Here is a 250-nt window from a genome sequence, read left to right as displayed (position 1 = left end):
CACCACGCCCGCTGCGGCGTAATGGTTATAGGCCGAGGTTTCAAAGTGGAACAACACAAAAATGCCGAGAAAGGCGCAGACGGCTGCCTGGAGCCACTTAGCCGTATGCCAGGGCCGCTTGAGGAATAGCAGCAAGACTGACAGCAGTAGGCAGCCGAGTACGGTCTTTATCAGGGCGATACTGCTGGGGCTGAACCCACTGTTCATCAGCACCTTGCTGAATACTCCGATTGTTGCATTCAGTGCAGCG

At 55.6% G+C, this 250-nt stretch carries 1 pseudogene; it reads right to left on the bottom strand.

Annotated features, from left to right (window positions below):
* Positions 1–250: pseudogene (locus SB756_RS33235) on the bottom strand (EamA/RhaT family transporter); the annotation flags it as partial.

Origin of the sequence: Pseudomonas sp. SIMBA_068 (assembly GCF_046534705.1) — a bacterium.
GTDB lineage: Bacteria > Pseudomonadota > Gammaproteobacteria > Pseudomonadales > Pseudomonadaceae > Aquipseudomonas > Aquipseudomonas putida.
This window is presented reverse-complemented; position numbering and strand designations above follow the sequence as displayed.